We start from the raw sequence: 24,174 nt of genomic DNA, 5'->3' as shown, positions 1-24,174 counted from the left end.
GCCGCGCGCGCTCAGTTCATCTTGGGCGGCGCAAGCAGGTCGCTGGCCGGGATCCACTTGTCGCCAGCCACCTTCATGATGCGGATGCGGTCGTTGCTCAGGCGGTTGCTGGCGGAGACATTGAAACCCGGGTTGCCCAGCGCGTCCTGCGGTAGCTTGGTCGACTCCATGGCGGCATTGAAGGACTCCGCGCTCAGGTTGCGCCCGGCCTTGTCGGCAATGGTGGCGAAGGTGGTGTAGGCGTAGTAGCTGAACATCGAGTACACGCCCGGGTCTTCATTGAAGCGTTTCTTGTAGGCGGCTACCCATTGCCGTACCGCCGGGTTTGCATCGTCCGCATAGGGCAGCATGATGAAGGCTGCCGCATGCAGGCCTTCCATGGCCTTGCCGCCCAGCAATGGCACCTGGTGCGCGTAGTTGGCCGAGGTGCCGGCGAAGACCGGGTTGAAGCCGATCTTGCGCGCTTCCTGGACGGAGGCGATGTACTCGCGCATCGTGGAGGCGTTGAACACCAGGTCGCAGTTGGCCGCCTTGAGCCGCGCCATCTGCGAGGAAAAATCGGTGGCGCCGCGCTTGTACGACACCTTCTCCACCAGGGTCATGTTCCGGCTCTTGAGATAGGCCTGCACGCCTTCCACGGATTCCCGCCCGTAGTCGTCGTCCTGGTACAGCGCGCCCACCCGCTGGTAGGGCTTCTGTTTGAAGAAGTAATCCATGATGGTGGTGGACATCAGGAAGTTGGACGGTCCCAGCGCGATCTTGTATGGGCTGGCCGGCTCATACATGTCGCGCGCGGCGCTCTGCGGCATGAAGTTGAAGACCTTGCTTTGCACCAGGAACGGCAGCGTGGCCATATTGGGCGCGGTGCCCAGGTGGCCGATGATGGCAAACACGCCATCCTGCGTGACCAGCTTCTGCGCGGCCAGCACGGCGCGCTTGGGCTCGTAGCCATTGTCTTCCACCACCACCCGCAACTTGCGGCCCTGCACGCCGCCGCGGGCGTTGATCTCTTCCACGGCCATGGTCATGCCGTTGCGCGACTCCTTGCCGTAGTTGACGATCGGGCCTGACATATCGGTGATCAGGCCGAGCACGATTTCCTTGTCGGTGACGCCGCGCGTCTGCGCGCTCGCGCCGGCGCTGAGCGCGAGCGCAATGGCGGCGATGGTGGTCTTCAAGATCATGGTTGTCTCCTTGTCTTATCGGTTCGTTGCTTTCTTGGTGGTTTGCCTTGGCTTCAATGCACGCTCTGCGGCGGCTTGGGTCCCGACTGGATCCTGCTTTGCACGGACCGCGAGTCTGGCGGAAATGAGATAGGCGCATGGGAGATAGGCGCATGGCCCTGTGCCTGGCCGCCCGGTGCCGCGGCATCGGCTGGGGCTTCGGCTGCGGGCGGCGGTGCGGACCAGTCGGACAAGCGCTGCCCGCTTTGCGCCAGCGCCGCCAGCAAGGGGGAGATGTCCCAGTAGTCGTAAGGATTGCCGCGCAGGCGGGCGTAGCGCTCCAGCCCGGCTTTGACGCGGGGCAGGCCAATGCTGTCCGCCTGCCACACAGGGCCCCCGAGATAATCGGGAAAGCCATAGCCGGCGGTCCACACCATGTCGATGTCTGCGGGCCGGCAGGCCACGCCCTCCTCCAGCAGCTTGGCGGCCTCGTTGATCAGCGGAAAAATCAGGCGCTCGATGATCTCGGCATCGGTCATGTCGGTGCGCCGGGCGATGCCGTGCGCGCGGCCCAGCGCGGCGCAGATGCGCTCGGTCTCCGGGTCCGCCACCGGCTCGCCGTCCGGATAGCGGTAGTAGCCCGCGCCGCTCTTGCAGCCGAGCCGTCCCAGCATGAACAACGTACGCACCACCGCGCGATAGGCGGGATCCGGCGGCAGCCCCCCGGCCTTGCCGTACTCCAGCACGATCCTGGCGCCCGTGTCGATCCCGGCCAGGTCCAGCATGCGGCACGGCCCCATCGCCATGCCGTAAGCCTGCATCACGGCATCCAGCCGCGCCGGGCTCACGCCCTCCATGAGCAGGAACTCGCTCTCGCGCAGGTAGGCTTCGGCCATGCGGTTGCCGATAAAGCCGAAGCACACGCCCGTCACCACCGCCACCTTGCCGAGCCGCCGGGCCAGGTGCATGGCCGTCATCAGCACATCCGGCGCGGTGGCGCTGCCGCGCACCACTTCGATCAACCGCCCGCCATTGGCCGGGTTGCGGAAATGCAGCCCGGCGAAATCGTGCGGCCGGCCGCAGGCCTCGGCCAGCACCTCCACGTCCAGCGTGGAGGTATTGGTGGCAATGATTGCCCCGGGCTTGCAGGTCTGGCCGAGACGGGCGCACACCTGCTGCTTGAGCGCCATGTCCTCCACCACCGCTTCGATCACCAGTTCGCAGCCGGCCAGTGCGCCGTAGTCCAGCGTGCCGGCAATCAGGCCCATGCGCCTGGCCACCTGATCGGGCTGTAGCCACCCGGCCGCGGCACTGGCCTCGTACTGGGCGCGCACGGACGCCAGGCCCTCGGCCAGCGCCGCGCCACTGGCCTCGACCAGCGTTACCGGCAAGCCGGCGTCCGCCAGGCTCATGGCGATGCGCCTGCCCATGGTGCCGGCGCCCACCACCCCGGCCGTATGCAGCGCGCGCGGCGTGATGCCCGAGGGCAACCCGGGCACGCGGGCCGCCTGGCGCTCGGCAAAGAACAGGTGGCGCAGCGCCCGCGATTCCGGCGACGCCACGCAGGCGGCAAGCAAGGCGGCCTCCACCGCCTCGCCCTCGGCGAACGGCAGCGTCGCTGCCGCCTCCACCGCTTGCACAATTGCCGCTGCCGCGGGATAGCGCGCACGCTCCTGCGTGGCGCGCTGCAAGGCCCGCGCGAAGAAGTCCGGCGGGAGCCCGGCAACAGGCGCGGACAGCGTGGACAGCCGGCGCGGCGGCGCCAGCCCCTCCAGCAGGCCTTCCAGAAAATGAAGGCCAGCGGCCAACGGCTCGCCCGGCACCAGCGCATCGACGATGCCGGCGGCCAGCGCCGCCTCGGCGTCGAGCATGCGCCCGCTCAGCATCAGGTCCAGCGCCAGGTCCGCCCCGCAGGCGCGCGGCAGCCGCTGGGAGCCCAGCGAGCCGGGCAGCAGCCCCAGCTTGATCTCGGGCAGCCCGACCCGCGTGCCGGGCACGGCCACGCGGTAATGGCACGCCAGCGCCAGTTCCAGCCCGCCGCCCAGCGCGGTGCCGTGCAGCACGGCCACCACCAGCCGTTCGCTGGCTTCGATCCTGGCCAGGATACGGTTGTAAGGCGCAGCCGTGAAATCCGGGGCATCGAACTGGGCGATGTCGCCGCCCGCCACGAAGGTCCGGCCCGCGCACCAGATCAGCAAGCCATCGAGGGAGGAATCGGCCTCGAAGGCGGCCACCTTGGCATCCAGCCCCGCCACCGTCGCCACCGAGAGCGCGTTCACCGGTGGATGGTCGATGCACAGCAGGCCGATACGGCCGTGCCGGACCAGGCTGACGGGAACCGCTTTGTCTGCGTCGCTCATGGCGCCTCCTGTCGGGGCCGCTTGCTTTCAGGCCACCTTGGGTTCAGGCCACCTTGGCCAGGTACATCGACTCGATCAGCGCGCTGTATTTGTCGTTGACCAGCTTGCGCTTGAGCTTCATGGTGGGCGTCAGTTCCTCATCTTCGGCGCCAAGGCGGGTCTCGATCAGCCGGAATGCCTTGATCTGCTCGACCCGTGCGAACTGCTTGTTGACACGGTCGATCTCCTGACCCACCAGCGCGATCACCTCCTTGCTGCGGCACAGCGAGCCGTAGTCGGAGAAATGCACATCGTGTTCCTGCGCCCACTGCTCCACGTTGTCCTGGTCGATCATCACCAGGCAGCTCAGGTAGGGCCGGCGGTCTCCGATCACCACGGCGTCGGTCACATAGGGGCTGAACTTGAGCTGGTTCTCCCACTCGGATGGCGTGACGTTCTTGCCGCCGGCGGTGATGATCAGGTCCTTCATGCGATCGGTGATATAGAAGTAGCCCTGCTCGTCCACCCGGCCCACGTCGCCCGTGCGCAGCCAGCCATCGGCCATGGTCTCGGCGGTCTTGGCGGGCAGGTTCAGGTAGCCCATGAAGACCTGCGGGCCCCGCACCAGCAGCTCGCCTTCCTGCGAGACCTTCACCTCGGTATGCGGCAAGGCAATGCCGATGCTGCCCGGGCGCGTCCGCCCGGGCGGGTTGCAGGTAGCCGCGCCGGTGATCTCGGTCATGCCCCAGAGCTCGTGCAGCACGATGCCCAGCGCCATATACCAGCGGATCAGGTCGGGCGAGATCGGCGCCGCGCCGGTCACCGCCAGCTGCACGCGGTTCAGGCCCATCATGCGGCGCACGTTGCCCAGCACCAGCGTATCGGCCAGCCAGAGCTTCAGGCGCGCGGCCAGAGGCAACACCGTTGCCTGCCCGTCCTCGCGCACGCGGGCCTGCCCGGCGGCCAGCGCCCAGTCATAGGCCCAGCGCTGCAGGCGGGTCGCTTCCCGGACCGCGATGGTCACGCTGGAATACAGCTTCTCCCACACCCGCGGCACCGCCAGGAAGGCGTCGGGCTGGATCTCGCGAATGTTGTCGAAGATGGTGTCGGGGTTCTCGACAAAGTTGACGACGGCACCGGACAGGATCGAGTAGTACTCGCCGAAGATCCGCTCCGAGACGTGGCACAGCGGCAGGAAGGCCATGCGCTCGCCGATGGTGGTGGCCGGGAGGAACTCGCGCAGCGTCAGGCAGCTGCGCAGCACATTGCGGTGCGACAACATCGCGCCCTTGGGCCGTCCCGTGGTGCCGGAGGTATAGACCAGCACCGCCAGCGCGTCGGCGCTGCCGGCGGCCAGCCGCGCCGCCACCAACCCCGGCTGCCGCGCCCGCGCTTGCCTGCCGAGCGCCAGCAGCGCGTCAAAGCTGAGCACGCCGGGGTCATCGAAGCCGGCCAGCCCTTCCATGTCGTACACGATCACCTTGCGCAGCCGTGGCAGGCGCTCGCGCACCTCCAGGTACTTGTCGAGCTGCTCCTCGTTCTCGGCGAAGAGCATGACGCTGCCCGAGTCGTGGCAAAGATACGCCACCTGCGAAGGCGAGTCGGTGGGATAGATGCCGCTGACCACCGCACCGGCGGTGAGCGCGCCAAGGTCGCTCCACACCCATTCGCGGTTGGTGCTGGACAGCACCGACACCACCTCGCCTGCCTGCAGGCCCAGCTCGGCAAGGCCGGCGGCGACATCGGCCACGATCTCGCCCACTTCGCGCCAGCGATAGCTGCGCCAGACGCCGAGGTCCTTTTGCCGCATCATCACGGCGTCGGCGCGCTGGGCCACGGCGTGCCAGAACATCTGCGGCAGGGTCTCGAATGCCGCTTCGGAAAGGGGCTGCATGGTGTGCGCCGTCGCCATTGTCATTGCCTTTGCCATTGATTGCTCTCGACTTGGTGATCGGTTAGCGCGCTAGCGCCAGGTCTTGCGCTTTTTCCAGCGGCGCTCGCCGCGCACGCCGTTGTCCTTCATGCCCAGGTAGAACTCCTTGATGTCGTCCTTCTCGCGCAGCACGGCGCAGGTGTCCTCGGCCACGATGCGGCCGTTCTCCAGCACATAGCCATAGTCCGCCGCGTTGAGCGCCATATTGGCGTTCTGCTCCACCAGCAAGATGGTGGTGCCGCGCTCGCGGTTGATGCGCACCACGATTTCGAAGATGTCCTTGGTGAGCTTTGGCGACAAGCCCAGGCTGGGCTCGTCGAGCAGGATCAGCTCCGGCGCGGCCATCAGCGCGCGCGAGATCGCCAGCATCTGCTGCTGGCCGCCCGAGAGCAGGCCGGCATCCTGCGCGGCACGCTCGCGCAGCACCGGGAAGTAGTCGTAGACCATCTCCATGTCGCGCGCCACGCCGTCGCGGTCGCGCCGCGTATAGGCACCCATCAGCAGGTTGTCGCGCACCGACAGCAGCGGGAACACCTCCCTGCCCTCGGGCACGTGGCTCAGGCCGCGCCGCACGATCTGGGCCGGATCCATGGCAGCGATGCTCTCGCCCTTGAAGGTGATGCTGCCGCGCGTCGGGTCCAGCACGCCGGAAATGGTCTTGAGGATGGTGGTCTTGCCGGCGCCGTTGGCGCCCAGCACGGTCGCGATGCTGCCGCGCTGCACGGCAAGGCTCACGCCCCGGATCGCCTTGACCGGGCCGTAGGCGCTTTCCACGTTGGCCAGCGCGAGCACTGGCGCGTGCTGGATTTCGCGCATCTTGTCTGCGCCTTGCATCAGGTTCATGCCGCCCTCCGCAGTGAGGCTACGTCGTCCACGGTCCCCAGGTAAGCTTCGATCACGCCGGGGTGCTCCTGGACCTCGGCAGGCGTGCCCTGCGCCAGCACCTGGCCCTGGTTCATCGCCAGCACCCGGTCCGACACGCGCGACACCAGGCTCATGTCGTGCTCCACCATCAGCACGGTGATGCCCAGCTCGCTCTGGATATCGCGGATCCACCAGGCCATGTCCTCGGTCTCCTCCACATTCAGCCCGGAAGACGGCTCGTCCAGCAGCAACAGCCGCGGGCTGCTGCACAAGGCCCGTGCCAGCTCCACCACCTTGCGCACGCCATAGGGCAGGCCCGCCACCAGCGCGTCGCGGTGCGCCTGCAGGTCCAGCAGCTCGATCATCTCCTCGGCCTTGTGGCGCGCGGCCAGCTCCGAGCGGCGCGCGGCGGGGGTAAACAGCAGGTCCGCCCAGAAGCCGCTGGCGCGATGCGTGTGGTGGCCGATCAGGAGGTTCTGCAGCACCGTGGCGTGCTCGAACAGCTCGATATTCTGGAAGGTGCGCGCGATGCCCTGCGCGGCGATCGCGTGTGGCGGCAACCGTGTCAAGCTGCTGCCCTGCCACAGGATCTCGCCGCTGGTGGGTGGATAGATGCGGCTGATCAGGTTGAACACCGTGGTCTTGCCGGCCCCGTTGGGCCCGATCAGCGTAAAGACCTCGCCGCGCCGCACATCGAAGCTCACGCCGCCAAGCGCCAGCACGCCGCCAAAGCGCACCGACAGGTCGCGCACGCTGAGAAGAGTGTCTGTCATGCGGGCCTCCTTATTTCAGGCGCTCGGAGCGCTGGAAGGCCTTCTGGCGCCGGAACATGCCCTGGCGATAGAAGGGAAACAGTTCCAGGTACGTGCGGATCTTGCGCCAGCGCCCATACAGCCCCATCGGCTCGAACAGCACGAAAGCCATCAGCACCAGCCCGTACACCAGCGCCTGCATGCCGCTGGCCTGCCCGATGGCAGGCGGCAGGAGATCCTTCGCCAGCACGATCATCTGCGGCATGACGATCAGGAAGATCGCGCCAAGAAACGCGCCATGCACAGAGCCCAGCCCGCCCACCACAACCAGCAGCAACAAGTCGATCGACTGGGCAATGCCGAATTGCTCGGGCGAGATATAGCGCAGCTTGTGGGCATACAGCGCCCCCGCGATGCCAACCAGCGCGGCAGACAACGCAAACGACAAGGTCTTGTAGCGCGCCAGGTGGATGCCCATGCTCTGCGCCGAGATCTCCGAGTCCCGGATGGCGATGAAGGCCCGCCCCGTGGCGCTGCGCAGCAGGTTGAGCACGGCCAGCGTGGCCAGCAGGCAGACCGCGAGCGACAGGTAGTAGAACGCCACCGGCCCGTCAAGCACATAGCCCCACAGCTGCGGCGCGGCCACCGGCAGGCCGGCATTGCCGCCTGTCACGCTCTCCCAGCGCGCCAGGATCTCCTCGACGATCAGGCCGAAGGCCAGGGTGGCGATCGCCAGGTAGATGCCCTTGACGCGCAACGCCGGCAGTCCCACCACCACGCCCGTCAGTGCCGACAGCGCAGCCGCGGCCAGCAAGGCAGGCACGAAGGGCACGCCGTGGCTGGTCAGCCAGGCCTGCGTATAGGCGCCCACGCCAAGGAAGGCCGCATGTCCGATCGACAGCAGCCCGGTGTAGCCGGACAGCACCATCAGGCCCAGGCCCGCAATGGCGTAGATCAGCACAAAGCCAAGCTGCGCGATCCAGTAGCTGCTGGCCCAGCCCGGCGCGATCAGCAGGCAAGCCATCAGCAAGCCGTACCAGAACATATGGCCCGGGTGCCTGGCCAGGCGCAGGTCCTGGCGATAGTCGGTCTTGAAGAGGAATCGCATCGCGTCTCTACACCTTTTTGCGCAGGTTCTCGCCGAACAGGCCGTTCGGCTTGACCACCAGCATGATCAGCACCACGACATAGGCCGCGACGTCCTTGAAGCCCTCGGGCAGGTAAAAGCCCGCCAGCGACTCCACCACACCGATCACCAGCCCGCCCACGATCGCGCCCGGCAGGCTGCCGAAGCCGCCCACCACCGCTGCGGGGAAGGCCTTGAGGCCGAGCATGCCCATGCTGGCGTGAACAAAGGTGATGGGCGCCAGCAGCAGGCCGGCGATCGCGGCCACCGACGCCGACAAGCCCCAGACCAGCCCGTTGAGCCGGCGCACCGGAATGCCCATGTAGTAAGCGGCAAGCTGGTTCTGCGAGCTGGCCTGCATCGCCACGCCGATGCGGCTGTAGCGGAACACCAGGTAAAGCACCACGCAAAGCGCCGCGGTGACGCCGATCACTGCCACTTGCTCCACGCTCAGCACCAGCGCGCCGGTGCGCCACACCATGCCCTGGTAAGGCACCGGCAAGGTATGCGTGCCGGCGCCGATGCCCGGCACCATGGTGATCAGCCCACGCATCACGTAGCCCATGCCGATGGTCAACATCACCACGGTGAACTGCGGCTGGCCCAGGATGGGGCGAATCGCCAGGCGCTCGACCAGCATGCCGAAGCCAGCCATGCCCGCCACTGTCAACGGCACGGCAAGGACCAGCGGCAACCCGAGCATGGTCAGCACCACGCCGGCGAAGGCGCCCAGCATCATGAACTCGCCTTGCGCGAAGTTCACCGTCTCGGTCGCCTTGTAGATCAGCACAAAGCCCAGGGCGATCAGCGCGTAGATGCAGCCCAGCGCGATCCCCGAGATCGTCAATTGCAGGATCTCCAATCTTGTCTCCTGTGCCGGCCGCCCCTTGCCGCGCGCGGTGCGCGGCAAGGGGCCGGTCTCGGAATTGGGTGAGTCAAGCGCGCCCGATGGCACCGGGTGCGATGCGTGCCGTCTTGCGCTTCGCCGCGTTGCGACTGCTGCGATTGCTGCGACTGCTGCCACCGTAACAAAACTACCGGTGCGGCTCTTGTGTGGACTGGCTGTATATGGATTGGGGATTACCCATGGGTAACGCGGCTGGCGCTGTGCGCCGCCAGGGGATCAGCGGCGCACCAGCACTACCGCAAGCTCGAACGCGCCGCTGGGATGCGCGACAGCGCTAAACGGCGGCTTGGGCCATTCCCATTGCTGGGCCGGGAACAGCACGCGCATGGCGTTGATGTCGCAGTGATACGGCGGCCCTTCCACCATGCCCTGGCCTGCGCTGTCGCGGCGCATCTGCATGAACAGCGCCAGCAGGCGTGCGCCGGGACGCAGCCAGCCATGGAGCTGGGCGGCGTAACGGGTCCAGTGGTCGGGGTGCAGCGCGCACAGGCAGGTCTGCTCATAGATGGCATCCACCGGCGTGGCCGGCTGCCAATGCAACACGTCCGCCTGTTCCAGGGCCGCTTGCAGTCCGCCCGGCGCCAGCCGGGCAAGCGTGCGGGCCAGCGCCCCGGGCGCGTAGTCGATGCCGCTGACCCGCGCGCCATGCGCGGCCAGCGCGGCGACTTCCCAGCCACCGCCACAGCCGGGCACGATCACACGCTCCCCGGGCTGGATGGCGCCTTGGGCAAGCCAGGCCAGGAGTTGCGGGCTGGCGGCTTCGCGCTCCCAAGGGGTTTGCCCGGATTCGAAGCGGACTTGCCAGAAGTCGATGGTTGGTCCTGCCATTGGGGCTCCTGCGGTTTTTTAGAATTTCCCAGCCGAGTTTGGAGGTTTGCGTTCTGCTGGTTCTTTCGCCATGCTCCACCCGTACCCCCTACCTCCTACCCTCTTACCCCTGCCCCATCTCCCTCAACCTGACCTTCAACACCTTCCCCGTCGGATTGCGCGGCAACGCCGCCACCACCCGCAACGCACGCGGCAGCTTGTAGCGCGCCAGGCGCGGTTGCGCGAAGGCCTGCAGTTCCTCCAGCGTCAGGCTGGCGCCCGCCTTGAGCGCCGCCACGGCTACCACATGCTCGCCCCAGCGCTCGTCGGGCGCGCCGATCACGGCGACTTCGGCAATGGCCGGGTGCTCGTACAGCACGCTTTCGACTTCGGCCGGGTAGACGTTCTCGCCGCCGGTAATCACCATGTCCTTCAAGCGGTCGCAGACGTAGTAGAAGCCTTCTTCGTCGACATAGCCGACGTCGCCGGTGCGGAACCAGCCGCCGTCGTAGAACGCCGCGGCGCTGGCGTCCGGGCGGTTCCAGTAGCCTTTCATGATGTTGCCGCCACGCGCGCAGATCTCGCCGCGGGCCTGCGGCTCGGTCAGTGGCTTGCCGTCGAAGTCGCGGATGCAGACTTCGGTCATCATGGCCGGCGTGCCACAGGAGCCGAGCTTGTCCTGCGCGCGCTCCGGGGCGAGGAAGGTCGTCGCGGCGGCGGTCTCCGTCAGGCCGTAGCCCTGGTTGACCGGGATGCCGCGCCCGGCGAACAGGCGCAGCAGCGGCTCGGGCATGGGGGCGCCGCCGACCGAAATGGTGCGCAGGCTGGACAGGTCCGCCTGCGCGAAATCCGGGTGCTGGCTGACGAACAACAGCATGGCGGGCACCGCGAAGCTGACCGTCACGCGGTGCTCGGCCACCGCCTGCATGACGGCTGCGGGGTCGAAGCTGCGCTGCAGCACGAGATGGCCGCCCGCCATCAGGATGGGCAAGCTCACGCAGCACATGCCGCCAACATGGAACAGGGGCGCGAAATTGAGCGCGACATCGGTGCTGGCGAGGTCGCTCAGCATCATCACGTTCAGGTTGTTGGCCCAGAAGTTGCCATGCGTGAGCATGGCGCCCTTGGGTTGTCCGGTGGTGCCCGAGGTGTACATGATCGCGGCCACATCATCCGGATCGGTGGGCACGGCAGGCGGCGCGGCACCGGCTTGCGCCATCCGCGGCAACAGGCCTTCCCAGCCCGGCGCGTCGGTGCGGCGCAGGTAGCGCTGGCACTCCAGCGCCGGGCGCGCTTCATCGATCAGGCCGGCGTAGTCCTCATCGGCGAACAGCGTATGCACGCCGGCATCATTGAGGATAAAGGCCAGCTCCGGCCCGGTGAGCCGGAAATTAAGCGGCACGAAGATGGCGCCCAGCCAGGCGCAGGCGAACTGCGTCACCAGGAACAGCGGGTCGTTCAGGCCAAGGTAGCCCACGCGCTGGCCGCGTCCGACGCCGCCCGCCGCCAGCACGGCGGCCATCTTCCCGGCGTCGGCCACCAGCTCGGCATAGGTCCAGGTCTGCCCGGCGCAGGTCAGCGCGGGGCTGCGGGGGCTGCGCGCAGCGCGGCGGCGCAGCCATTGCGCCATGCCGAGCGCCAGGAAGGCGGCGCTGTCCGCTTGGGTGGACGATGCTGTCGACGATGCTCTGTTCATAGGCTGCTTCCTCGTTCAATCGTTGCAGACACCGCCAGCGCGCGCCGCCCGGCGTGCGCCTCGCCGGTTGTCTTACCTGCCGGTCCAGACCGGCTTGCGCTTCTCGTTGAAGGCGGCCAGGCCTTCGCGTGCGTCTTCGGTCATCGCCAGCAGCGCGATCTGGCTTTCGGTATAGGCGATGCCTTCGGAAAAGCTCATCGACGCCATGGCTTGCATGGCGTACTTGCCGCGCCGGATCGCGGTGGGCGACTTGTCGGCCACGCGGGCGACCAGCCATTCGGTGCGCGCGTCCAGCTCGCCCGGCGCGGCCAGGTGGTTGACCAGGCCGGCGGCCTTGGCCTCGGCGGCGGAAAACGGCTCGCCGCTGATGCACCACTCGCGCACCAGCCGGGGCGGCGCCAGCGTTTGTAGCAGGCTCAGCACCTGCATCGGGAACACCCCCACCTTGACCTCCGGCAGGCCAAACACGGCGTTGTCGGCGGCCACCGCCATATCGGTCATGCACAGCAAGCCCATGCCGCCGGCCATGCAGGTGCCGTTGATCCGCGCGACGCTGGGCAGCGTGGCTTGCTGGGATTCGCGCAGCATGTCGGCGTAGTCCACATTCGGCTGCGAAAGGTCGAAGGCAAAGCCCTTGCCCGGCTGCAGGTCGCCACCGGCGCAGAAGGCCTTGTCGCCGGCGCCGGTCAGCACGATGGCGCGGATGGCGGGGTCTGCGTGCGCGGCGCGGTAGCCCGCCCGGATGCCGGCCACGACTTCCTTGTTGATGGCATTGCGCTTGTCGGGCCGGTTGATGGTGATCCAGAACGCGGCGCCGCGTTTTTCATGGAGGACGGCTGGGGTTTCCGATTCGCTCATGGTGCTCCGCTGGTTAGGCTGTGTCGGTGTGTTGAAACTCGGCCTGGCGCGTGACGTGGCAACAGGCTCAGGCCACTCGGAGGACTCAGGCGGCAGCCTTGACCGGTTCCGCCGGCGGCGCCTCGAACTCGATTTCCGCGATCACGCGCATGGCAGCGGCCTGGTCGCCAACCTGCACGTGCACGGCGCCGACCCGGCCGGCGGCCGGGGCCACGTGGATGTGCTCCATCTTCATGGCTTCCAGCGTGACCATGGGCTGGCCCGCCTCGACCTGGTCGCCGGCGGCCACCATCACGTTGACCACCCGGCCGTTCATCGACGCGCGCAGCTTGCCGTCCCCGGCAGCCTCGCCAGCCCTGGCGGCGGCGGCCCGGGTGTGGTCCTCGATGCGCAGCGGCGTGCCCTGGTAGTGCAGCAGCAGCGTGCTGGCGTCGCGATGGAAGGTGGCGCTCTCGACCAGGCCATCGCAGCTGAAACGTACCGAATGCGCGCCTAGGGCGATGGTCTCGAAGGCAAAGCGCGACTCGCCCATGGCAACCGCGAAGCGATTGCCTGCGCCATATGCCAGGCTGGCCTGATGCTCCGCCCCGTTGACCCGGTAGCGCAGGCCGATGGGCAGCGTGGGGGCCAGGCTCGCGGCTGGCGCGCCCGGCTGGCGCTCCGGCGAGGTTTCATACAGGAGCAGCGCCGCCAGCGCGGCGGCGCGCTGGCGTAAGGCCGCATCGGGCTGCAGCAGCGCGTCCTGGTGCTGGCCGATGAAGGCGGTGGTGGCCTCTCCCGCGGCAAAGGCGGGATGGGCGAGGCAGCGGCCAAGGAACACCTGGTTGGTGGTCACGCCAAGCGCCACCAGGTCTTCCAGGCCTTGCGACAGCTTGCGCCGCGCTTCGTCGCGTGTTCCGCCGTAGCTGATGAGCTTGGCGATCATGGAGTCGTAGTACGGCGGGATTGCGGCGCCACTGCCCAGCGCATGTTCCACGCGCAAGGCGGGCGGGGCCTGCCACAGTGCAATCTCGCCGCTTTGCGGCATAAAGCCTTGATCGGCGTCTTCGGCGCACAGGCGCACTTCGATGGCGTGGCCGGAAAAGCGCACGTCTTCCTGCCTGAGCGGCAGCGGCTCGCCTGCGGCAATCCGCAGTTGCAGCGCCACCAGGTCCAGGCCGGTGATGGCCTCGGTCACGGGATGCTCCACCTGCAGCCGCGTGTTCATCTCCATGAAGTAATAGTTGCCGTCGCGGTCGAGCAGGAACTCCAGCGTGCCCGCGCCTTCGTAGCCGATCGCCTTGACGGCGGCCACGGCGGTGGCGCCCATGCGGGCCCGCAGCTCGGCGCTCACCGCGGGCGATGGCGCCTCTTCGATCAGCTTCTGGTGGCGCCGCTGCACCGAGCAATCGCGCTCGCCCAGGTGGATGGCGTTGCCATAGCGGTCCGCCAGGATCTGGATCTCGATATGGCGCGGTTCCACCACGGCCCGCTCCAGGATCACCTCAGGGTCGCCGAAGGCGCCCTGCGCTTCCGAGCGCGCGCTGCGCAGCAGCTCGGGAAAGGCCCGCGCGTGCGGCACCAGCCGCATGCCGCGCCCGCCCCCGCCTGCCGTGGCCTTGATCATGACCGGGAAGCCGATGCGCTCGGCCTCGGCGCACAGGCGCGCCTCGTCCTGGTCCTCGCCCTGGTAGCCCGGGATGCACGGCACGTCCGCGGCCATCATCAGCCGCTTGGCGCCGGCCTTGTTGCCCATCGCCACGATGGACTCGGCCGACGGGCCGATGAATACCAGCCCCGCCTCGCGGCAGGCGCGGGCAAAAGCGGCATTCTCCGCCAGGAAGCCGTAGCCGGGATGCACGGCGTCGGCGCCGCTACGCCGCGCTGCCTCGATGATGGCGTCGATGCGCAGGTAGGACTGCGCCGGCTGCGCCTGGCCGATATACACCGCCTGGCCGGCCTCCTCGACATGGCGCGCGCCGGCATCGGCGCTGGAGTAGACCGCCACCGTGCGGTAGCCCAGCGCGGTGGCGCTGCGCATCACGCGCAAGGCGATTTCGCCCCGGTTGGCGATCAGGATCTTTTGAAATGGCGTGGGCTGCTTCATGGTGGCCTGGTCTGCTCTCTTGTCTTTTGCTTTGAACGCTTACTTCGACTGGGGGAAGGTGCCCATGAACTTGCACAGGATCTGCATCATGACCTCGTCGGCGCCGCCGCCGATGGAGGTGAGCCGCCCATCCCGGAAAATGCGCGAGATCGGGCTTTCCAGCACGTAGCCCATGCCGCCCCAGAACTGCAGGCAGCGGTCCGCCACCTCGCGCGACAGCCGGCCGGCCTTGAGCTTGGCCATGGTGGCCAGGCGGGTGGCATCCTCGCCGCGCACCATCATCTCCACGGCGCGCCAGCACAGGGCGTGCAGCGCTTCCACCTCGGTCTGCAGCTCGGCCAAGGTGTAGTGCACCCACTGGTTGTCCAGGATGGAGCGGCCAAATGCCTTGCGCTCGCGGGTGTACTCGATGGTGAGGTCGATCGCCTTGGCGCATCGGCTGGCGGAGCTGAGCGCGCCCCACAGGCGCTCTACCTGGAACTGTTCCATCTGGTAGGTAAAGCCCATGCCTTCCTCGCCGATGCGGTAGCGCTGCGGCACCCGCACGTCGTCGAAGTACAGCTGCGCGGTATCGGACGAGTCCATGCCGATCTTGCGGATCTTCTTGGCCACCGAAACGCCGCGGGTCTTCATGGGCACCACGATCAGCGTCTTGTTGCGGTGCGGCGCTGCGTCCGACGTATTGGCCAGCACGCAGCAGAAGTCGGCCTGGGTGCCATTGGTGGTCCACATCTTGCCGCCGTTGATGATGTAGTCGTCGCCGTCGCGCCTTGCGGTGGTCTTGATCGAGGCCACGTCGGAGCCGCTGCCCACCTCCGAGACGCCCAGGCAGGCCACGTACTCGCCGCGGATCGCGGGCGCCAGGAATTCGCGGCGCAGCTCCGCGCTGCCGTGGTGGGCCAGGGCCGGAGTGGCCATGTCGGTCTGCACCCCGATGGCCATGGGCACGCCGCCGCAGTTGATGTCGGACAGCGTCTCCGCCAGCACCGCGCTGTAGGAGTAATCGAGGCCCATGCCGCCATCGGCTTCCGGCTTGGACAGGCCCAGCAGGCCCAGATCGCCCATCTTGCGGAAGACCTCATGCGCGGGGAAGATCTCGGCCTCTTCCCAGGCGTCGACGTGCGGATTGATCTGCTCGGCGATAAAGCGCTTGATGGTGGCGCGCAGCGCCTCGTGTTCGGGTGTCAGTAGCATGTCGCTGGTCTCCGTTCGTTCTTTTGCATGTCTGTTCCGGCTGAGTCCGTGGCTAGTCCGTGGCTGTCAGGGCCGGGCAACCCCGAATTGCATGGCTTGCGGCGTCCTGGCGTCGCCCTCGCGGCAGATCGCCAGCACATTGGCCAGCACCGCGCGCGTATTGCGCGGGTCGATCACGCCGTCGTCCAGCACGTGGGCGCTGGTGACAAACACGCTCATCTGGCGGTCGAAGCGCTCGACGATGCCTTTCTGCAGTGCTTCCAGCTGGTCGGCATCGGCCTGCCCGCCTTTGCGCTTCATGGCGGCCTCGGTCACGATGGCCATGGTGCGCGCGGCCTGCTCGCCGCCCATCACCGCGGTCTTGGCGTTGGGCCAGGAGAAGCAGAAACGCGGGTGGAAGCCGCGCCCGCACATGCCGTAGTTGCCCGCGCCGAACGACGCGCCGCAATAGATCGTGATCTGCGGCACGGTGGCGTTGCTCACCGCCTGGATCATCTTGGAGCCGTGCTTGATGATCCCGGCTTCCTCATGGCTGCGGCCTACCATGAAGCCGGTGGTGTTGTTCAGGTAGAGGATGGGCGTGCGCGACTGGCAACAGGCCTGGATAAAGTGCGTGGCCTTGGTCGCGCCGGCCGGATCGATCGGGCCGTTGTTGGTGATGATGCCCAGCGGCCAGCCCTCGATCTTGACATGGCCGCACACGGTGGCGCCGCCGTAGTTCTCGCCGAACTCCAGGAAGTCGGAATCGTCGGCAATGCGCGCGATCACCTCCTTCATGTCGACCGGCCGCTTATGGTCCATCGGCATCACGCCGAGCAGCTCCTCGGCATCGAAGCGCGGCGGCTTGTAGCTGCGCGGCGCGGCGGCGGGCTGGTCGCGGTGCCAGTCGATCTTGCCCAGGATCTCGCGGGCGATGCGCAGCGCATCGCGGTCGTCCTCGGCTAGGTAGTCGCCCAGGCCGGAGACCGAGGTATGCATCACGGCGCCACCGAGTTCCTCCTCGGTGGCCACTTCGCCCGTCGCTGCCATCAACAGCGGCGGGCCTGCCAGGAAGGCGCGCGAGCGCCCGCGCACCATGATGATGTAGTCCGACAAGCCGGTCTGGTAGGCCCCACCCGCGGTGGACGAGCCATGCGTCACCGTCACCACCGGCAGCCCGGCGGCCGACAGGAGCGCCAGGTTGCGGAACAGGTTGCCGCCCCGCACGAAATCCTCGACCTTGTAGGTCATCAGGTTGGCGCCGGCACTCTCCACCAGCTGCACATAGGGCAGCTTGTTCTCGAGCGCGATCTCCTGCACTCGCAGCTGCTTGTCCAGCCCCTTGGGTTGCAAGGCGCCGGCGTTGATGCCCGAGTCCGAGGCGCTGATCATGCAGCGCAGGCCCGACACAAAGCCGATGCCCGCGATCAGGCCGCCGCCGGGCACGCTCTTGTCCAGGTCTGGGTTGTCCAGCCCCAGCCCGGCCAGCGACGACAACTCGATAAACGGTGCGCCCGGGTCCAGCAACAAAGCCAGCCGGTCGCGCGGCAGCAACTGCCCGCGTTTCTCGAAGCGCTCGCGCGAGGCGGCGGACAAACTGGCGGCGCGCTGCTCGAAGGCGCGGATACGCTCCAGCAGTGCCAGCATGCCGGCGCGGTTGGCCTGGAATGCTTCACTGCCGGCGGAGAGTCTGGATTCGATATTTGCCATGTGGGTTCACTGTTCGGGGCGGTGCGCCGATGTGAAGCCATGGTAGGGGTGGGAGCCGGTAGGGTCTTGCGAGAACTGGCTGTGCTGCTTTGCGCCTGTGTGCGACCGGCGCCGGAAGTCCGTCAACCCACCCGCAATCGCACCCTGAACTTCGGCAGCAACGCGCTCGGCGCATAGGAAAGCTTGGTCTGACGGAAGTTGTCCAGCCCCATGTCCTGTTCGAAATTCAGCCACGCTACCGGGCGTGGATACGCCGTGCAGAAGTGGTGGAACATGTACTGGTAGATGCCCTTGCAGGCCGCCAGGCCTTTGGCGAAGCGCATGGCGAAAACCGTTGGGCGGATCTCCTGCGCCAGCACGAAACCCACGGGCTGCCCCGCTATCTCGTACAGGAAGCCTTCCAGGCCGAGTCGTTCGGCGTGTTGGAGGGCCTCAACGCAGGGGGTGTCGTCGGCTTCGCCGTGCGCCTTGTGCTTGGCTTGCATCCAGCCTTCATGCACGGCCAGGGCCTGGTCGGCCAGCCCCGGGTGGTAGGCGCGCGCGGTGACGGCATGCGTGGCCAGCAACTGCTTCATCAGGTTGCGCTTCTTGGCCAGCGTCGTGCCGCGATAGGCCGTGAAGTTGGCGGCGGGATAAAGGTAGTCGGCGTCGGCGCGCGATGCCGTCCAGGTGAAGATGGCGGGGTCGAGCCGCGCGACCTGGGCCGTGGACAGCGGATAGAAGCAGGCGTGTTCGCAGAGCAGCGCGCGCAGCACGTCAACCGGCGTGGTTTCCAGCGCGAACAACGGCAGCACGTGGCGCGCGCCGTCATAGGTTACGCCGCTGATATGCGGATAATCGCCGCCGACATAGCGGTAGGCGTGCGCTTGCCGGAACAGGTACAGGTTGGCGAAGGCGTGCTCGGAGAGGCAGGTTTCACCGGGATCGGCGCTGAGCCGGCGCAGCGCTGCGTCGATCCCGGCGGCGAGCGCCGGCACCAGCGGATCGCCGTGCGCGGCCTGAACGGGCGCTGCGGGGCCGTTCACCCTGCCGAAGCCATGCGCAACACGCGCGTGCCGGCAGCCGGCCCGTTGGCGGGCGGCCCGGCAAAGCACTGGGCCTGCGCCAGCCATTGCCGGGCCGGCCCGGCGCTATATTGCAGGCGGGTATCGTCCAGATGGCGGCGCTGCGTGACCAGCAGGCAGAAATCTTCGGCGCTGCCGCGCACGTAGTTGTCCTGCTGCGGTTCGTTCCAGGTCCACTCGCTGCCGTCGGGCGCGCTCAGCGCGATATAAGGCGCGAGCCCCGGCACCGGCTCGCCGCGGTTGACGAAGGTCCAGCCGTAGGTGGTGGCGCCGATATGCGCGACGTGCTTGAGGCGGGCTGTGGGCGCGCGGGCCCGGCCTGCCGTATCCCAGACGTCCTGGCCATGGGCCCAGGTCTCCATCAGCCGCGCGGTGGCAAAGCTGCGGGCGCTCATGGGTGGACCGTACCAGGGCAGGCGGGCCTTGGGGTCGAGCGCGGCCAGCGTGCGCACCAGTTGCTCGTACAGTGGCTGCCAGTACGCCAGCAAGGCGGGGCCGTCCAGGTGGCCATAGGTATCGCGCGCCACGGCGCTGATATGCCCGCCTCCTGCCATCAGCGCGTTGAGCGCTTGCGCGTCGCGCAGGAAGGCTTGCGGGTCGTTGGCAGCCTGCAGCGCGGTCTGGTCGAAGTAGCACAGGTGGGCGATCTCGTCCCAGGCGCTCCAGTCATGGAAAGCGCTCGGCTCGCGCCATTGCGCGGCGGTGAGCGTGGCGCAAAGGGCGGCCAGCTCGCGGTATTCGTCCAGCAGGTCCTGACAGGTTGCTTTCATGGGGAGTATCCGGTTGCCGTCGGCTGCCGTTGGCGGCAGGCTTGGCGAGGTTCTATGGCTTCGATTCTGGCGCGCGGCGCGCCGTTGGTCTTGTGCAAAGTGGTCGCCGCCCGGCCAGCTACGCGGGGCGATAGGCAGTCATTGGCGGCAGGCCATGCAGCGCGAGCTTGCGCGAACCCGCAAAGATATCACGCGGCTTGAGCCCGTACACGCGGCGGATGGAGTGGCTGAAGTGCGTGGAATCCGGATAGCCGGTATCCAGCGCGACCTCGGCCAGGTTGGCCTGCTGGGTGACGTAGTGCAGCAGGCTGCGGGCGCGCTTCCAGGTGCGGAATGTGCGGAACGGCGTGCCGACCTCCTCCTTGAACAGGTGCAGGAAGCGGGAAAACGACAAGTTGGCGTCGCGCGCATGGTCGCTGGCGGCGCTACGCCCACCCGGGTCGGCCTTGATCTGGCGCACCGCCGCATCGATGCGCGGATCGAGCGAGCGCGGCGCCAGCGGCTCGCCCAGCAACAGCGCATCGAGCAGCCCGGCGCCCAGCTCTGGCCGCCGCATGCCGCGCAGCTGAGCGATCAGGTCGCGTGCATGCTGCGCCATCCGCGGCGCTGCCAGCGCGCCGCCCGGACCGCGCAGCGGCAGTGGCAAGCGGGACATATCGACGGTCTCGGGCTCGATCAGGAAGCCGCACAGGCTGCGGCTGTCGGAGGCGATGCGGTGCGCGGCGTAGGGCGGCACGAAGGCGATCTCGGCGGTTTCCCACTCGCCATCCGCCACGCTCAGGCGAAACGGCGCGTCCAGCGCCACATAAAGCAGGATGGCGCCGATGGAGCGCACCGACGGCGCGCCGAGCAGCCCGACGTAGAGCACGCGGTCGGGGTCGATCCACATGAAGCTTCCGCTCGAGCGCCCGCATGGCAGGCCCGCGGCATCCGGTGTGCATGGCAAAACTGGCTGCATCTGGGTCTCACTGTTCGCGGCGCCGCGCGTGGCCGATGTGGCCGATGTGGCTGATGTGACTGACGGCTGGCGCCTGGTTCGGCAAGAGCGCGCGGGCAGCCGCCCGGCGGCCTTGCGCGCCTGCGTCATGATGCCAGCGAAGGGGGCCAAACAGCCGCCGGATGGGGGTTTATCCCGATGCCGCATTCCGTCGGGGTCGGGGTCGGCGCCGGGACAGACCCCATCCGGCCTGGCTCAGGCGCCCAGTGACCGCGCCAGCGCCGGCGGCACCCGCACCGGCATGGCCAGCAGGACCTGGCCCATCCCCTTGCCCAGCGGATCGTTGCGCAGCGACGCCATGCCGCCGCCGCCCAGCGCCTGCTCGCACAGGAAGTTGAAGGCGCCGATGCCGGGCAGGAAGTAACGCGTCACCCTGCCCTTGACGTTGTGCGCAAGGAACGCGGCCACGGCGGCCTCCGTCAGCTGCGCGTCGATCAGCGGCAGGTAGGCGGCGTCGCGCGCGATGATGCCGATGTTGGAAAAGTCGCCCTTGTCGCCACTACGCCCGTACGCCAGCCGGATCAGCGGCACATCGACCCAGTCTGCGGCAGGCTCAGTGGCCGCCGCAGAAGGCGTCGAGGCGCGGGCTGGCCTGCCCGCCGGCACCGGGCCGGTTGGCGTATCGCTTGCGCAGGCCAAGGTCGCGGGCAGCGGCACCGGCTGCTCGTCAAGCCACACGGCGGGCTGGACCCGCGTTTTTGGCACCAGGAAGGGAAACTGCTTGATGGCCATGCTGACCGATGGCCGCCCGCCTACCCCGGTGGTGCCGGGCGACCACGAAGTGCCTGCCGGCGCGATCTCTCGCGCGAACAACTCCAGTGCGCGCTTGTCCGGATGCGTCACCGCCAGCCACATCACCGCCTCGAACAAGGCCGGTTGCGGCACATGCGGGCCAAAGGCCGCGGCGGTGCCCAGCACGTCCAGCCGGGTCTCGGTAAAATCCGGCTGCCCGGCCCGTGCCAGCATGCCGCGCGTGCGCGCCAGGAAGGCCTCGCCGCTGCGCCGCGCCTTGCGCACGGCATCGAAGCCCACGATGGTCAGTTGCGCCGAGCAGCGGTAGCCGTCGGCATAGGTGGCCGAGACCTTGTAGCTGGCGGTAGGCGGGCGACCCTTGGCGCCCCGCACTTCCACCAGGTCCGGCCCGGCCTGGCGCAGCGTGACGCCGGTGAAATCGCAGATCACGTCAGGCAGCAGGTAGGCAGCGGGATCGCCTATCTCGTACAGCATCTGCTCGCCGACGGTGGCGGGGCTGACCAGCCCGCCGGTGCCGGGCGGCTTGCCGACCAGGAAGGTGCCATCCGCCCGGCAGGTCACCACCGGGTAGCCGATATTGGCCCAGTCCGGCACCTGCTCCCAGTCGGTGTGCAGGCCGCCGGTGGCCTGGCAGCCGCACTCGATGATGTGCCCCGCCAGGCTGCCCGCGCACAGCAGGTCGTAGTCGGTGGGGCTCCAGTTGAACTCGTGCATCAGCACGCCCAGCGTCACCGCGCTGTCCACGCAGCGCCCGGTGATCACGATATCCGCGCCGGCATCCAGCGCGGCCCGGATCGGCACGGCGCCCAGGTAAGCGTTGGCCGTCAGGATGCGGGCCGGCATCGCGGCGCCGCTCTGCATGTCGCGCGTGCCTGCCGCGCGCAGCGCGTCGAGCTGCGGCAACAGGTCGTCGCCATCGACCACCGCCACCCGCACCGTCACGCCGAGTTCCTCGGCCAGCTTGCGCACCGCCGCCGCGCAGGCCCGCGGATTCACGCCACCGGCATTGCTCACGATGCGGATGCCCTTTTCCATGGCTGGCTTGAGCACCGAGCGCAGGGCCCCGCTGACAAAATCCAGCGCATAGCCGGCTTCCGGGTTCTTCAGCCGCGCCGCCGCCAGCAGCGACATGGTGAGCTCAGCCAGGTAGTCGAACACCAGGTAGTCGATGTCGCCCTTGTCCACCAGCTGGACCGGGCCGATTGCGCTGTCGCCCCAGAAACCGGAGGCGCCGCCTATCCGCACGTTTTCCTTGCCCTGCCGACTTTGCTTGTTCATGGACGCGCTTCCCCTTTCGCCTCAGTCTTCGATTGCCATTGTCATCGGCGAGTCATGGCTCGCCGGCCTTGCAGGAACGATAGCCACTTGCAGGCATGGCGTCTTGCGTCAATTGGCTTCGGCGCCGCGCGCCCGGGCGGATCCATATATGCAAAGTGCAAATCGTTATTTCCCAAAAAGAGACGCCGGCTTTATATTCGACCGCTTTCTTTCGACCGCCCTCGCCGGCTTGCCTTGCCCGCCGGCGCCCCCCACCCCCGCTGTTGGAGCATTGCCTTGAGTCACGTCCTTACGCTGGGCGACACCCTTTCCTGGCCCGCGCGCTACCTGCCACGCAAGATCGCGCTGGTCGCCGGCGTGGGGCCAAGCCGCCGCACCTGGACCTATGCCGAGCTGGATGCGCAGGTGAATCGCCACGCCCATGCGCTGCTGTCGATCGGCGTAGGCCATGGCGATGTGGTTGCGGCCTTCCTCTACAACACGCCAGCCTTTGTCTTCAGCATGCTGGCTGCGGCCCGCGTGGGCGCGATCTTCAATCCGATCAACTACCGGCTGGCCGCCCAGGAACTGGCCTTCATCCTGGAGGATGGCAAGGCCAGCGCCCTGCTGTTCGAGCAGGAAGGCTGCGCCGTGGTGGAAAAAGCCGCCGAGCTGGCCCCGGGCACAACACGCTGGATCTATGCGGACCCCGAGCCGGCACCGGCCTTTGCCACGCACCACCTGGCCACGCTGGCCGCGGGGCAGCCGCAAGACGCGCCAGGCATCGCCGTGGACGAAAACGATCCCTGCATCCTGATGTACACCAGCGGCACCACCGGCCGCCCCAAGGGCGTGCTGCACACGCATCGCAGCAAGCTCGCGCACAACGCGATGATGCATCAGGCCATGACGCTCTCGCGCGAGGACGTGGGCTTGTCGATTGCGCCGCTGAACCACACGGCGGAGCTGCACACCAGCTTCCTGCCGCGCCTGCAGCTGGGCGCCACGCAGGTGCTGCAGCGGCGCTTCGATGCCGGCGAGGCCTGGCAACTGGTCGAAGCCGAGAACGTCACGCACTTCTTCGCCGCGCCGACCATGGTCGGCATGATGCTCAACCACCCGGACGCCCACACGCGCGATGTGTCGTCGCTGCGGCTGGTGGAGTACGGCGGCGCATCGATGGCGCCGCACCTGATCCGCGAGTGGGATCGCGTGGTTGGCGCGGGCTTGGTGCAGGTGTATGGCACCACCGAGATGGGGCCCTGCATGTCCGTGCTGTATCCGCATGAGCAGCTCAGCCACGCCGGCTCGGCCGGCCTGCCCTCGCTCAATCACGACCTGGTGGTTGCGGTGCTGCGCGAGGACGACGCCCCGACCGATCCGGCCCGGCCTTGCGCACCCGGAGAAGTTGGCGAGATCCTGGTGCGCGGCCCGTGCATGATGGCCGGCTACCTGAACCGCCCGGACGCCAATGCGCGCGCCCTGGCCCATGGCTGGTACCACACCGGCGACCTCGGCAGCCTGGACGAGGACGGCTACCTGTGGGTACGCGATCGCATCGACTACATGATCAATTCGGGCGCCGAGAATGTGTATCCGCGGGAAGTCGAGGATGCGCTGATCGAACACGCCGCCGTGCTGGAAGTGGCGGTCATCGGCGAGGCGGATGCTACCTGGGGACAGGTTGTCGGCGCCTATGTGGTGCTCAAGCCCGGAGCGCAAGCTACCGCGGCACTGCTCGACGGCTTCCTGGTGCATGGTGACCGGCTGGCCGCCTACAAGCGGCCGCGCCGGTATCACTTCGTCGATGCGCTGCCAAAGACCACAAGCGGGAAAATCCAGAAACACTTGCTGCGGAGGACATAAAGCAGCCTGGCCATCGGAACGCATGAAAATCAATGGTTTATCGGCGTGTCCTG

Annotated in this window: 18 protein-coding genes; 1 reads left to right on the top strand and 17 read right to left on the bottom strand. The window is 67.9% G+C overall.

Annotated elements, in window-relative coordinates; all coding sequences use genetic code 11:
* Positions 1-11: 11 nt before the first annotated feature.
* From RR42_RS29470 to RR42_RS29390, 17 genes are all read right to left on the bottom strand, one after another.
* Positions 12-1,184, bottom strand: coding sequence for an ABC transporter substrate-binding protein (locus RR42_RS29470; RefSeq protein WP_043355194.1), 1,173 nt, complete (start codon positions 1,182-1,184; stop codon positions 12-14).
* Positions 1,185-1,237: 53 nt separating this feature from the next.
* Entirely contained in the window at positions 1,238-3,523 is a 2,286-nt protein-coding gene (locus tag RR42_RS29465; protein WP_043355192.1) for a 3-hydroxyacyl-CoA dehydrogenase NAD-binding domain-containing protein, read from the bottom strand.
* 43 nt (positions 3,524-3,566) lie between these two features.
* Entirely contained in the window at positions 3,567-5,396 is a 1,830-nt protein-coding gene (locus RR42_RS29460) for an AMP-dependent synthetase/ligase (RefSeq protein ID WP_043358175.1), read from the bottom strand.
* A 69-nt stretch (positions 5,397-5,465) separates the two neighbouring features.
* Positions 5,466-6,278, bottom strand: a complete 813-nt coding sequence (locus tag RR42_RS29455; RefSeq protein WP_419188892.1) for an ABC transporter ATP-binding protein — start codon at positions 6,276-6,278, stop codon at positions 5,466-5,468.
* Positions 6,275-7,072 carry an ABC transporter ATP-binding protein gene (locus RR42_RS29450; RefSeq protein WP_043355190.1) on the bottom strand — a complete coding sequence of 266 codons (798 nt, stop codon included), beginning with the start codon at positions 7,070-7,072 and terminating at the stop codon, positions 6,275-6,277. Before RR42_RS29450 ends, RR42_RS29455 begins: the two co-directional genes overlap by 4 nt.
* 10 nt (positions 7,073-7,082) lie before the next feature.
* Positions 7,083-8,159, bottom strand: a complete 1,077-nt coding sequence (locus RR42_RS29445) for a branched-chain amino acid ABC transporter permease (protein WP_043355188.1) — start codon at positions 8,157-8,159, stop codon at positions 7,083-7,085.
* Between the two features lie 7 nt (positions 8,160-8,166).
* Positions 8,167-9,039 (bottom strand): branched-chain amino acid ABC transporter permease, encoded by an 873-nt coding sequence (locus RR42_RS29440; RefSeq protein ID WP_043355187.1) that lies wholly within the window; start codon positions 9,037-9,039, stop codon positions 8,167-8,169.
* 261 nt (positions 9,040-9,300) lie between these two features.
* Positions 9,301-9,912 (bottom strand): methyltransferase domain-containing protein, encoded by a 612-nt coding sequence (locus RR42_RS29435; RefSeq protein WP_043355186.1) that lies wholly within the window; start codon positions 9,910-9,912, stop codon positions 9,301-9,303.
* Positions 9,913-10,015: 103 nt separating this feature from the next.
* On the bottom strand, positions 10,016-11,587 hold the full coding sequence (locus RR42_RS29430) for an acyl-CoA synthetase (protein WP_052495055.1): 1,572 nt from the start codon (positions 11,585-11,587) through the stop codon (positions 10,016-10,018).
* A gap of 72 nt (positions 11,588-11,659) precedes the next feature.
* The gene (locus RR42_RS29425; RefSeq protein ID WP_043355184.1) at positions 11,660-12,445 is read right to left on the bottom strand and encodes an enoyl-CoA hydratase/isomerase family protein; all 786 of its coding nucleotides are present in this window, start codon (positions 12,443-12,445) and stop codon (positions 11,660-11,662) included.
* Positions 12,446-12,530: 85 nt separating this feature from the next.
* Positions 12,531-14,531, bottom strand: a complete 2,001-nt coding sequence (locus tag RR42_RS29420; protein ID WP_043355182.1) for an acetyl-CoA carboxylase biotin carboxylase subunit — start codon at positions 14,529-14,531, stop codon at positions 12,531-12,533.
* A 39-nt stretch (positions 14,532-14,570) separates the two neighbouring features.
* Positions 14,571-15,725 carry an acyl-CoA dehydrogenase family protein gene (locus RR42_RS29415; RefSeq protein WP_043355180.1) on the bottom strand — a complete coding sequence of 385 codons (1,155 nt, stop codon included), beginning with the start codon at positions 15,723-15,725 and terminating at the stop codon, positions 14,571-14,573.
* A 66-nt stretch (positions 15,726-15,791) separates the two neighbouring features.
* Complete coding sequence (locus RR42_RS29410; protein WP_043355179.1) at positions 15,792-17,414, bottom strand: acyl-CoA carboxylase subunit beta; 1,623 nt, start codon at positions 17,412-17,414, stop codon at positions 15,792-15,794.
* Positions 17,415-17,536: 122 nt separating this feature from the next.
* Positions 17,537-18,439: a phosphatidylglycerol lysyltransferase domain-containing protein gene (locus tag RR42_RS29405; RefSeq protein ID WP_043355177.1), complete on the bottom strand. Its 903-nt coding sequence runs from the start codon at positions 18,437-18,439 to the stop codon at positions 17,537-17,539.
* The gene (locus tag RR42_RS29400) at positions 18,436-19,248 is read right to left on the bottom strand and encodes a TIGR03084 family metal-binding protein (RefSeq protein WP_043355175.1); all 813 of its coding nucleotides are present in this window, start codon (positions 19,246-19,248) and stop codon (positions 18,436-18,438) included. The genes RR42_RS29405 and RR42_RS29400 overlap by 4 nt, the downstream gene beginning before the upstream one ends.
* 118 nt (positions 19,249-19,366) lie before the next feature.
* Positions 19,367-20,137 carry an AraC family transcriptional regulator gene (locus RR42_RS29395; protein WP_052495054.1) on the bottom strand — a complete coding sequence of 257 codons (771 nt, stop codon included), beginning with the start codon at positions 20,135-20,137 and terminating at the stop codon, positions 19,367-19,369.
* 303 nt (positions 20,138-20,440) lie between these two features.
* Entirely contained in the window at positions 20,441-22,276 is a 1,836-nt protein-coding gene (locus tag RR42_RS29390; RefSeq protein ID WP_043355173.1) for an acyclic terpene utilization AtuA family protein, read from the bottom strand.
* 276 nt (positions 22,277-22,552) lie between these two features.
* Here RR42_RS29390 and RR42_RS29385 point away from each other — a divergent pair, with 276 nt between their 5' ends.
* Complete coding sequence (locus RR42_RS29385; RefSeq protein ID WP_043355171.1) at positions 22,553-24,121, top strand: fatty acid--CoA ligase; 1,569 nt, start codon at positions 22,553-22,555, stop codon at positions 24,119-24,121.
* Positions 24,122-24,174: the final 53 nt, after the last annotated feature.

This window comes from Cupriavidus basilensis (assembly GCF_000832305.1).
Taxonomy (GTDB): domain Bacteria; phylum Pseudomonadota; class Gammaproteobacteria; order Burkholderiales; family Burkholderiaceae; genus Cupriavidus; species Cupriavidus basilensis_F.
The sequence above is the reverse complement of the archived record's forward strand: the minus strand, read 5'-3'. Positions and strand labels throughout refer to the sequence as shown.

Excerpts from the sequence above, each read along its gene's own strand:
- RR42_RS29390 (WP_043355173.1), bottom strand. The coding sequence starts at position 22,276 with ATGAACAAGCAAAGTCGGCAGGGCAAGGAAAACGTGCGGATAGGCGGC.
- RR42_RS29415 (WP_043355180.1), bottom strand. The coding sequence starts at position 15,725 with ATGCTACTGACACCCGAACACGAGGCGCTGCGCGCCACCATCAAGCGC.
- RR42_RS29450 (WP_043355190.1), bottom strand. The coding sequence starts at position 7,072 with ATGACAGACACTCTTCTCAGCGTGCGCGACCTGTCGGTGCGCTTTGGC.
- RR42_RS29445 (WP_043355188.1), bottom strand. The coding sequence starts at position 8,159 with ATGCGATTCCTCTTCAAGACCGACTATCGCCAGGACCTGCGCCTGGCC.
- RR42_RS29395 (WP_052495054.1), bottom strand. The coding sequence starts at position 20,137 with ATGTGGATCGACCCCGACCGCGTGCTCTACGTCGGGCTGCTCGGCGCG.
- RR42_RS29425 (WP_043355184.1), bottom strand. The coding sequence starts at position 12,445 with ATGAGCGAATCGGAAACCCCAGCCGTCCTCCATGAAAAACGCGGCGCC.
- RR42_RS29465 (WP_043355192.1), bottom strand. The coding sequence starts at position 3,523 with ATGAGCGACGCAGACAAAGCGGTTCCCGTCAGCCTGGTCCGGCACGGC.
- RR42_RS29460 (WP_043358175.1), bottom strand. The coding sequence starts at position 5,396 with ATGCAGCCCCTTTCCGAAGCGGCATTCGAGACCCTGCCGCAGATGTTC.
- RR42_RS29430 (WP_052495055.1), bottom strand. The coding sequence starts at position 11,587 with ATGAACAGAGCATCGTCGACAGCATCGTCCACCCAAGCGGACAGCGCC.
- RR42_RS29410 (WP_043355179.1), bottom strand. The coding sequence starts at position 17,414 with ATGGCAAATATCGAATCCAGACTCTCCGCCGGCAGTGAAGCATTCCAG.
- RR42_RS29455 (WP_419188892.1), bottom strand. The coding sequence starts at position 6,278 with ATGAACCTGATGCAAGGCGCAGACAAGATGCGCGAAATCCAGCACGCG.
- RR42_RS29400 (WP_043355175.1), bottom strand. The coding sequence starts at position 19,248 with ATGAAAGCAACCTGTCAGGACCTGCTGGACGAATACCGCGAGCTGGCC.
- RR42_RS29420 (WP_043355182.1), bottom strand. The coding sequence starts at position 14,531 with ATGAAGCAGCCCACGCCATTTCAAAAGATCCTGATCGCCAACCGGGGC.
- RR42_RS29435 (WP_043355186.1), bottom strand. The coding sequence starts at position 9,912 with ATGGCAGGACCAACCATCGACTTCTGGCAAGTCCGCTTCGAATCCGGG.
- RR42_RS29470 (WP_043355194.1), bottom strand. The coding sequence starts at position 1,184 with ATGATCTTGAAGACCACCATCGCCGCCATTGCGCTCGCGCTCAGCGCC.